Below are 11341 nucleotides of genomic sequence, written 5' to 3' on the forward strand. Positions count from 1 at the left end.
AACGAATGAACTCGCGCCGAACTTCCCGAGCATGTTGCCAGCGCCACAGCGATGGATGCACCTCCCGAGAATCCTTCTGCGAATCCGTCCGACGAAACCTTCGGTCGCCCGTCCCGCAACGACGAAACGCGTTTGTCCAACTCGCTCGAATCGAGCATGCGTTCTCCGCTCAAACCGGGGCAGCGGTTCGGCGATTTTCGCATTCGTGGGCTGATCGGCCGCGGCAAAGCGGGGTTCGTCTATTCGGCAGATGACTTATTGGCCAAGCGACGCTGCGCGCTCAAACTGCTGTGCCGGATGTCGTCTCACGATTTGTATCGAAACAAACTGGGGTTTCGGCGGATGACCCCGTTTCGACACCCGTGCCTGTTGCGCACCGACCGGATCGAGATCATCGAGAAGTACACGGTGTTGTCGATGGAGGAGGTCGAAGGCGAGACGCTGTATTCGGCGGCGCTGCGGATGAAGGATCTGCCCCCGCAGGATGCTTATCGCCGGCTCCATTCGTTGCTGCATGACTATGCCGTCGGACTGGCGGTCATGCACTTCGGCGGCTTGGTGCACCGCGACTTGAAGCCGACCAACCTGATGGTCCGCAACAACGGTCACGGGGTGATTGTCGACTATGGCTTGGTCGCCAACTGCGACCCGGAAACCGATCCCGACGGTCTGCGACCCTACATCGCCGGGACGCCACGGTATTTCTCTCCGGAAGCCCTGTGGGAACAAAGCTACACGCCGGCGGGCGATGTTTTCAGCCTGGGCTTGGTGATGCTGGATTGCTTGAACGAGATTTCTGGAAGCGATCAGTGGCTGCGCCAGGGGGACTTCGCCGACTGGGTGCGCGACGAAGACGAGCAGACGATCGCCGACGCCGTCTCGGGGATGAACGAGGACATCCCGCCGCTGCTGCGGATGGCCGTCGCCGGCATGTTGAGCGCCGACCGCACCAAACGCCCTTCGTCACTGGAATTGGTGGCGATGACCAAGACCGATGACAATCCGATCCGGCTGGTCACGACCCACCACCTGTTCGGCCGCGAACGAGAACTGGAACAGTGCCAACGATGGATCCGCGAGATCTATCGCGGCCGCACCGGCCGGCTGCACATTCACGGCGAAGCGGGCGCCGGCAAGACCCGGTTGCTCGATGAGCTCGAGCGTCAATTGCGACAAAACAACTGGGGCCAGGTGTTCCGCGTCAAATGCCGGTCGCGTGAAAACCAAACGCTGCAGGTGTTGGACCAGATCGCTGACCAGATCGCCCAGCGGTACGCGCGAACGGATCGCGAATCGCTGAAACTGGATCCGGTCAGCGCGTCGATCTTGATCCACTCCTTTCCCCAGTTGCGACACGTGATCGTCGCGGACCTGGCCGAGACGTCGTTCCTGTTCTCCGCCGCGCCGGAAAGACTGGACGCGCTTTCGGCGGCATCGCGTTTGAGCCGCGAACTGCGAAAAGTGGGGCCGTTGATCATCATCATCGACGACGCCCAGTGGTCCGATCACGACAGCGACACCGTCTGGGACGAATTGCAGAAGGACACCGACGGATCGCTGGGAATCATCACGTCGTCGCGAAATCCGGAAACCAATCAACGCCAGCCGGCCGACGAACGCGTTTACGTCGGCCCGCTGCCGGCCGAAGCGGCGCTGGCGTTTTTGCAGACGGCGGCAACACGATGGGATGCCAACATCAACCCGGCCGGTCTGCAGGAACTGATCGACGTCGCCCGCGGCAACGCCTTTCGATTGCAAGAGTTGGCCGAAGAGTTTCGCCCCGAAGGCATGCTGCATCAGGTCGAAGAGTCCGACGATGCGACCAACTCGAACCTCGGCGACGTCGATCGACTTTGGCGAGCCAGGTTTGACCGTTTGAGCGACGATGCAAAGTCGATCCTGGCTTTCATTGTGACCGCCGCCGCTCCGGTCTCGATCAGCCAACTCGCGGAACTGTCCGGACGTGGCGACCAGGTCGACGTTTCCATCGTCGAACTGGTCAATCAACGCTTGGTCAATGACGACGCCACCGGCACCGAATGTATCACGGTCGTTCACGACAAGATCGCCGACGGTTTGATCGAAAACCTGGACCGGGACGAACTGCACCAAGCCCATTTGGCGTGGGCGGACCTGTTATCAAAACTGAACCGGCCGCGCGACTTCGCGGCGCGAATCGCCGGCCACTTTTACGCCGCCGACCAAGACGGCGCCGCGCTGCCGTTCGCGATCATGGCCGCCGAAAACGCCGACCGCGCGTTCGCCAAATCAGAGGCCGGGGAGTGGCACGAAAAAGTGCTGCAGCAGGTCGCCGGGGATGCCCGCGAGAAACACCTGCGGGATGCCGCACGCTGTTTTCATGAAGCCGACCTGCCGGAAAAAGCCGCCCAGCACTACCTGACCCTTTCCGAGGCGTCGACCGACCTGCACGAACGCCTGCGGTTTCAAACGCTGGCGCTCCAATTGCTCGTTCGCAGCGGGCAAATGGAGCGCGCACGCCCCCTGTTGGCCGATCTGGCGGGCCGATTTGATATCCGACTCGCCCCCAGTTCTGGGCATCGATCACTCGATGACCGAACAGAACTTTCCCGCCTGGCCGCTGACCTGCGTGAGCTGGATAACCTGGATGAAATCGGCCTGCACTTGGATGGAACCGGCCTGCAACAACCGATTCCGCCGATCTCCGCCTCGCCGGAGGTCGCCGACGAGGCGATGCCGCGACAAGATTCCATCGAAGCGTGCGAGTTGCACTTTTGCAACGAAATCAGCCGCTCGATGGCGATGCTCGACTTCCAGGGTACCATGCGGCTGGTGCTGCACGGTGCCCACCGCGCGCTGGAACACGGATCGATCAACGATCGAATTCATCAGGGAGCGATGGCCCAGATCTGGTCCGTGATGCTCTGCGGTCGCAAGCTGAGCACCGCGCGGCAGAGTCGCGAAGCGCTGGACAAGATGCTCTTTCGCGTTCAAGGCCAACCGGCCGACAAGTCGACCGGGGAAATCCGCTCGGCGATCGCATTCGTCGAAACACTGGCGATGCGGTGGGACGCCGTTCCCGATGCCGTTGACGCCTGCATTGTCGATTACATCGCCGACGAAAAACCGCTGCGGTTCGAAATCGCTCGCACCCGCTGGTTGCGGCTGTGGTCCGAGTGGCACCTGGGACGCTGGGACACGATGCGGTCGATGGCCCACGAGATGGTCGATGACGCCCGACGCCGCAATGATTCCTACCAACAATTGGTCGCGACGGTCGGTTTCAGCGGCAATGCGTTCTTGTTGTCCGACGGTGTTGATGAACTTCGACAACGATGCGAAGACAACCGTCGCATCATGACCGACACGGGGCAGATGGAACTGATCCATTTCTTCCAGTGGATGCAATCGGTCCAACAATCGATTTATCTGGCGAAGTTCCGTACGGCATCACGGCTGGTGATCGACATGCGACAGTCCATCGGAAAATCGCCGATCCGACGGATGCCGTTGGTCCGAGTCTGCGTGGACCATCTGACCGCACTGGTTTCACTACACCTCCGCGATCGACAATCCGACGACCCTTTGACGGCCCCCACCGTCGTCGCAAACTGCCTGCGGCGATTGTCCAATCTGCCGTCGGAGTATGCTCAAATGCTGGCCGCACTGCTGAGCGGCATTGAGCGACGTCTGTCCGGCGCACCTGAAGAGGCGATCGAGGCGTTTCAGCGTGCCGCGGAATTGGCCAGCCGGCAAGGTCTGTTCCCCTATCAGCTGGCCGCCGAAGACGGACTGTTGAACTGCATCAAGGCGGAAGCCGATGCCGACGCCCTGTGCCAGCAGATGGTCAACCATCACGTCCAATGCCCCGAAAAATTGGAACGGCTCTACACCGTCGCCCCGCCGCGACCGGCACCGGATCACGTGAGATCAGCGGTGTCCTAACCCACCCTGCAGAATGGAAACGCTGCGGGACCTGAATCGCCAACACTCATTGAGACACATGGGACAAATAGGACGTATGTGTCCCATAAGTCCTATTCGTCCTATGAATATTCACGCCACAAGGGGATAATTCGCGACATTCGGACGATCTCCGCCGAATCCGTGTTGGCGGTTTCCTACGGCGCATGTACGCTTGCGTCATCAGTGAGACGAACAAGGCGCTCGCTGGATGAATGAAACCGGCCGGATCAAAACGAGAAACGTCACCGACGTTTGCTGGCCGACGCGAGCCGATACGTTGAGCTGGATGCTCGGCGGCCCGCGGATGCGATCTTCCACCCTCGCGAAGACGCCCCCCCTCCTTGCTGCCTTCATTCGGCCACGGTGGCCGCTCTTTGAATGCTGATTGCATCGACCGATGCAACCCTCCCTGGGACTTTCTTGTTTGCCCGGGAGCGAATCGAGCATTGCTGTGAATGCCCAGGGTACGTCTTGAAAGGACCATCCCAGCGGCCGGCCATGCTTCGAAGCACCGAGCCGGTCTATCGAGATTCGGCCGATCCACACACATCGGGATCGCGCGGCAAAACGGTTGCCGCAGCTCCCCACACGACTGAAGAGACGAACGTTGAAATCATTTCAAGAAATGGAATTGTACCGGCCGCTGGAAAAACGATTGGCCGAACTGGACTACACCGTCCCGACCCCGATTCAAGCACAAACCATCCCCGCCGCCGTCGAAGGCAAAGACATTTTGGGTTGCGCCCAGACCGGCACCGGCAAGACGGCTGCGTTCGCGCTGCCGATCCTGGACTACCTGGGCCATGACGCACCGCGAGCCGCTTCCGGTCGCCCGCTGGTCCTCGTCCTTGCACCGACCCGCGAGCTGGCCATTCAAATCGGACAGAGTTTTCACACCTATGGAAAACATGTCCGATTTCGCCAGACCCTGGTTTACGGCGGTGTGGGGCAAAGCGAACAGGTGCGTTCGCTAAAGAAAGGCGCCCACGTCTTGATCGCCACCCCGGGGCGACTGATCGATCTGATGGACCAAGGCCACGTGCAGCTTTCCGACGTGGAAATCCTGGTCCTGGACGAAGCCGATCGAATGTTGGACATGGGATTCATGCCGGCGATTAAAAAGATCATCGCCAAGTTGCCCGATGATCGCCAGTCACTGTTCTTTTCAGCGACGATGCCGCCGAAGATCCGCCAATTGGCCGACCAATTGCTGTTCAACCCGTTTGAAGTCAACGTGACGCCGAAAACCAAAAGCGTTGCCAAGATCGATCAAAGCGTCCGCATGATGGAGCGAAGCGAAAAGGTGGAACGCCTGGTCAAGGTACTCCGCGGTGACGATGTGGTTCGATCCATCGTCTTCACCCGCACCAAGCATGGTGCCAACGCGTTGACGCGCAAATTGGAAAAGCACCAGATCAGCGCGGTCGCTATCCACGGCAACAAAAGCCAGTCGGCCCGCCAGAAAGCGCTCGGCGCGTTTCGTGACAACCGCATCTCCGTCCTGGTCGCCACCGACGTCGCCGCACGTGGGATCGACATCGATGACGTCACCCACGTCGTCAACTTTGACATGCCCGTCGACCCGGAAAGTTATGTCCACCGCGTCGGCCGAACCGGACGCGCCGGCGCCGATGGCATCGCGATCTCGTTTTGCACCGCGGATGAGCAAGACAAGCTCCGCGAGATCGAGAAACTGATCGGCCAACCCTTGCGAGTCCAAAACCCGGGTGCGAAGCTGAGCGAGCCGACCGGCAACGCAGCGGCCTCTCGCAAGCCGAGCGGTCGCAACGGATTGCGATCAAACGGATCACCCGCAACAGGCGGCCATCGCCACAAAAAGCGCTACGCGAAAGGCGGCTGGAACAAACGCCGCGCGACCGCAAAAGCTTAAACCAAGTGGGACAGGCTTCCAGCCTGCCACCGCCCCGTTCGCCCTCGTTCCAAGGCTCCGCCCGGGCTGCGCAAAATCGCTCGATTCGTGCGAATTATCGTTCGTACGACTTTGGCGTTTTCGATTCCGCCAAACCCTCTTGGGATCAGCCGTTTGGCGCCAGCCCAATGCCACCTACTCGATGAGCCGACGGCGCTAGCCGCGGGCCTTGGATTGCCCTTCTTGTAAGGCCCGAGGCTAGCGCCGTCGGCTCAGTTTGTGATCGAAAGCAGGTGCATTGGGCGCCAGCCTACGGGCCTCTAAAGACGCTCAGGCCCGAACGCTTGCGCGAATCGGCTGATGTCACTCGTGGTTCGTCGCCCGATGGCGGCTGCGAGTCGACCCTCCATCGCGAAATGATTTCGCTTGAGTTTTGAATCACCGCCATTCTCCACGCCCGCACCGAGCGTAGCGACGTCAAAGTGGCACTGTCCTGGCGAGCAGCCTATCCCGCGGGCATCAATGAATGCCGGGTTCTTGGCCCGGTGAACGGCCTTCGAGGAAATCGAAATCGCAACCCCGGTCGGCCTGGGTGACATGCTTGGCATACAGGTGCCCGTAGCCGCGTTCGGGCAGCAGCGTGCCCAAGTCTTTGGATTGTCGTCGACGATCGATCTCTTCGTCGCTGACATGCCAATGGATCCGTCGATTGGGCACATCGATTTCGATTTCGTCGCCGGTTTCGACGAGTGCCAACGGTCCGCCGGCGGCGCTTTCGGGTGCGATATGCAGCACGCACGTTCCGTAACTGGTGCCGCTCATCCGCGCGTCACTCAGCCGCACCATGTCCCTGACGCCGGCTTGCAACAGTTTCTTGGGGATCGGCAGCATGCCCCATTCCGGAAAGCCAGGTGCGCCGAGCGGACCGGCGTTGCGAAGGATCAGAACGCTGTCGGCGGTGACGTCCAAATCGGGGTCATGTAACGTCGCCTTCATCTGCGGATAGTCGTCAAAGACCAGCGCGGGGCCACGGTGGGTCAACAGTTTCGGATCGGCGGCGATCGATTTAATCACGCAACCGTTGGGCGCCAGATTGCCCTTCAATAAGCAGGTTCCTCCGGCGGCCGAGACCGGGTTTTCACGCGTGCGAATGACGTCGTCGTCGATCGCTTCTGCACCTTCGATTTGCGACCCCAACGTTCCGCCGCCGACGGTGCGACATTCGGTGTGCAGCAGATCGCTGATTCGCGCCAGCAGCGCCGGCAATCCGCCGGCGTTGTAAAAGTCCTCCATCAAGAACCGTCCACCGGGACGAATATCGCCCAGCACCGGAGTCGTCCGCGACAGTTCGTCGAAATGATCCAGCGTCAGTTCAATCCCCAGCCGTCCGGCGATCGCGATCAGGTGAACGATCGCGTTGGTGCTGCCTCCGATCGCCAGCGAAGCCATCAACGCGTTTTCGATCGATTGACGTGTGAGGATGTCCGAGGGTTTGAGGTTTTCCCAGGCCATCTCCACCGCGCGTCGACCGGTTCGCGTGGCCAGCCGACAGTGATCGGAAAATACCGCGGGAACACAGGCGGCCCCGCCGAGCGACATCCCCATCGCTTCGGTCACCGCGGCCATCGTGCTGGCGGTCCCCATCGTCATGCAAGTCCCGGCCGAACGCGCGATACAGTTCTCGATGCCCTTCCAATCCTGGTCACACAGGTTGCCGGCGACCCGTTCGTCCCAATACTTCCAGACGTCGCTGCCGCTGCCGAGTGTTTCGTTCTTCCAGCGTCCCTTCAACATGGGTCCGGCGGGCAGAAAGATCGACGGGATGTCAGCACTGATGGCCCCCATCAACATCGCCGGAACCGTCTTGTCACAGCCGCCCATCAAGACTGCCGCATCGATCGGGTGACAGCGCAGGACCTCCTCCACCTCCATCGCCAACAGATTGCGATACAACATGGTTGTGGGCTTCATCAACATTTCGCCCAACGACATCACGGGGACTTCGACCGGGAACCCGCCCGATTGCAGAATCCCACGCCGGACCTCGTCGGCGCGATCACGAAAGTGTGAATGACACGTATTCAGCTCGCTCCAGGTGTTCAGGATCGCGACGACCGGTCGGTTCTGATAATCGATGTCGTCAAACCCCATGCCCTTCAGTCGCGAACGATGCCCGAAGGATCGCATGTCATCAGGACCGAACCAGCGATGGGAACGCAGACGTGTCGGATCGTGGGAGGAATTCTGGGCCATGGTGTCAGTCGCCAAACAATTCGTTAAACAGTTTACGGTTACTGGCCCGCGCTTGCTGGACCAATGCTTCGATCATTTTTGGATCGGATTCGTTCATTAAAAACGCCAGGTCTCGCATCTGCGATCCCTTGTCCGGTAATTCGTGCCGGGCCGAAACATTCATCAGCCTCAGATTCGCTTCGACGCGGCGCAGGGTCCGATAGTTATTGATCAGCCGCAGCGAAATGTCCGCCGGCAAGAGCCCCGCGTCGGACAACCGTTGCAAGGAGTCGATGGTGCCGGTGGCATGCACCTCGGGATGCTGGCTGATGTGCTGAAGCGTCAACAATTGGGCGATGAACTCGACATCGACGGTTCCGCCGACGCCACGTTTCAAGTTCTCTTCGCTGGCGGTCTTTTCCATTCGCAGACGCAGCTGGCGGATCTCCTGGGCCATGGCCGGTCGCCACTGGGTGGCTGCCAAGATCCGCAGCATGGTTTCGCCGGCGTGCCGCCGAACGTGGCGCGAGCCGGAAATCACGCGCGCCTTGCAGAGGGCCAGCCGTTGCCACAGCGGCGCCATGTTGCGTTGGAATCGGTTGGTAAACTGATCCAGAGAAACCGCCAGGACGCCTTCTTCGCCGGTGGGCCGCAACCGACCGTCCAACTCGTACAACCGCCCGTATTCGCCCGGTCGGTTGATGCGCGTCATGATCGCCGAAGTGAGCTGATTAAAGAACTGGGCGTTGGTGATCGTTTTGCGCGGCCCACCGATTCGGCGTTCGGTTTGCCCGTCGCCGGTGTACAAGAAAACGACATCCAGATCGCTGTGATAATTCGGTTCGCGGCCGCCAAATTTCCCCAACGCCACCGCCAACAACTCTGCCGGTTGACCATCGGCACCGACCGGATCACCGAAACGCATCGCCAGCTGTTCCTGTTCGTACTCGGCGACGCGTCGCACACAGGCTTCCGCCGTGTCGGCCAGCGATCGATGCGTCGCTTGCACGGACTCCTTGCCCAAAATATCCCGCACGCCGATCATCAGGTGCGCGCTGTTTTTGAACCCGTGCAACACCACGTCGATGTCGCTGGCGCGTCGACACAGATCACTCGAACGCGCGTCCAAACGCTCGGCCGACGGCAACCGGTTCATCAGCAGCGAATCGATCAGTTCGTCGATCATGCCCGGCATCTCGATCAAGATGTTGCTCAAATACGGCGTCGCCGCACACATCCGAATCATCAGCTGCATGGTTGCACGGTTGGTGCCAAACAACTCCCACAAACTGGATTTGCCGCCGATCGAATCAGCCACTTCGGCCAGCGTGATCAGCGTGCGATCAGGATCGGGTGTCTTCGCGATTTCCGCCAACAGGTGCGGCGCCAACGAGGCAAAGAAATGACGACAGCGTCTGGCCGAAAGAAAGCGAATCGACTCGGTGGCCAGCGATCGGATGTGATCCATCGCGCGATCGGGATCGCGCAAGGCATGACGCGACAAGGTCTGGCGAACCAGTTCCGGATCCGGCGACGGATCGAGCACCAGTTCGGTTTCGATGGCAAAATCTTCCAAGGAATCCGAATCGTCGCCGCGCGGCGCTTCGACCATCAGGTGATTGAGCACCTTGCGGTTCAACTGGAACGTCTCACGCAACTGCGACTGGAAACGTTCCAAATCGCCGCCGCGGCCCTGGGCGTCGCGAATGCCCAAATGCCAAGCGACACGCCGACGCATCAAATCGTCGTTGGGTAAACAGCTGGTCGAACGCCCGAACATGACCGACAACTGGTGCTGCAATCGGCAAAGTCTGGCGTAGCCCTTAGACAACAAACTGCCTTCCTGGTGCGTCAGACAACCTTCTCTCTCGAGCGCATCGATCGCTTCGGCGGTACTGCCGACCCGGACCGATTTGATTTCTCCGCCGTGCAACAGCTGCAAAAACTGGGTCATCAGCTCGATGTCACGCCGACCGCCGGGCGCCATCAAGACGTCGTCGCCTTCGGTCTGCTGAGAATCAAAACGGCGTTGCAGTTTGCGCCGCAACGAACGCACATCGGCGAAGTCCTGTCGACTCATAAAGCGGCGGTAGATCCAGGGCTCCAATCGGCTCAGGAAATCCTGCCCCAACTGATGCGTGCCGGCGACGACGCGTGCCTTGGTCAATTTGATCCGCTGCCAGGTCCGTCCTTCGGACTCCAAGCGCCGGGCCGTCATGGAACTGCTGCCGATGACGACGTCATCTCCCAGCGGCCGAAACGACGTGTCGATCGCAATGTTCAGCGCCGCGGCGTCGTCGGAACTGACCAGCGCGATCACATCGGCAACCACCTGCCGAACGAATTCGCAATGCGATTCGTTCTTTTCTTCGATCGAATCGTACAAGAACATCAATTCCAAGGGGCTGCCGTATCCCATTTCGGTTCCGCCCAAGTGCCCCAAACCGATCACCGCCAGCTGGACACTCTGGCCGTCGATTCGGCGCGGCAGTCCCAGCCGCTGGGCTTGGCGTCGCAACACGAACTCTAACGCCGCCTCCAAGACCGCGTCGGCGACAAACGCCAATTGCTGGCCGACATGATCCGGGCTCAGATCGCGGACGAACTCGCCATAGGCGATCCGCACCATTTCACGACTGGTGAATTTGCGAATCGCAAGCGCCGCCCGATTGGGGCTGTCCAGCATTTCGAGCTCGGCGACCAATTCGTCGACCAGAAATTTTCGCTCGGCCGGCTGACCATCGCTGGCCCGCATCAAGTCAAAACTTTCCGGGTCGGCGATCAGACGATTGGCCAACGTTTGGCTGGTCGCAAAGATCTGCAACAGTGCCGACAACGCCTCCTCGTCGCGTTCGAACAGGGACAACAGCGACGTCGGAGATCGGCTGGCCGCGATGAAACGATCCAGATTCATGATCGTCGCATCGAGCTCGTCCAGATCTTCGAAGTGCCGCTGCAAGCGAACACGCAGCATGTCCAGAAGATCCGCCGGTGCGCCACAATTCCAAATCGAATCGAGATGGTGGCGCGTCGTGGCCCAATCGTCGACGCGGCCGACATCGATCCAATCGAATGCGGATCCGTCGGGGTCACGGTATCCGTCGGGGCCACGGTATCCGTCGGGGCCACGGTATCCGTCGGGGCCACGGTATCCGTCGGGGTCTGGGCGGTCGGAAGGTTGGTCAGTCGAAGACGACATGGGCGGCTTCACGTGGGAATCGTTCTGAACGAGGAATCGGAATCAATCTGGAAGCGCCTACCGCCACGCCACCTCGGCCCCCCTCGCTTCCGCGT

General features: G+C 60.5%; 4 protein-coding genes. 2 read left to right on the forward strand and 2 right to left on the reverse strand.

The genetic code is table 11. The features are described 5' to 3' along the window. Positions 1-156: 156 nt before the first annotated feature. Positions 157-3924 carry an ATP-binding protein gene (locus Mal15_RS04685; RefSeq protein ID WP_233903282.1) on the forward strand — a complete coding sequence of 1256 codons (3768 nt, stop codon included), beginning with the start codon at positions 157-159 and terminating at the stop codon, positions 3922-3924. A gap of 628 nt (positions 3925-4552) precedes the next feature. Next, positions 4553-5836 (forward strand): DEAD/DEAH box helicase, encoded by a 1284-nt coding sequence (locus tag Mal15_RS04690; protein WP_147866701.1) that lies wholly within the window; start codon positions 4553-4555, stop codon positions 5834-5836. A 498-nt stretch (positions 5837-6334) separates the two neighbouring features. Here Mal15_RS04690 and araD read toward each other — a convergent pair whose 3' ends face one another. Next, positions 6335-8068: an L-arabinonate dehydratase gene (araD, locus tag Mal15_RS04695; RefSeq protein WP_147866702.1), complete on the reverse strand. Its 1734-nt coding sequence runs from the start codon at positions 8066-8068 to the stop codon at positions 6335-6337. A 4-nt stretch (positions 8069-8072) separates the two neighbouring features. After that, a complete protein-coding gene (locus Mal15_RS04700; RefSeq protein ID WP_147866703.1) occupies positions 8073-11246 on the reverse strand; it encodes a [protein-PII] uridylyltransferase family protein in 3174 nt (1057 codons plus the stop codon). Positions 11247-11341: the final 95 nt, after the last annotated feature.

It is taken from the genome of Stieleria maiorica (assembly GCF_008035925.1).
In the GTDB taxonomy this organism is placed as follows: Bacteria; Planctomycetota; Planctomycetia; order Pirellulales; family Pirellulaceae; genus Stieleria; species Stieleria maiorica.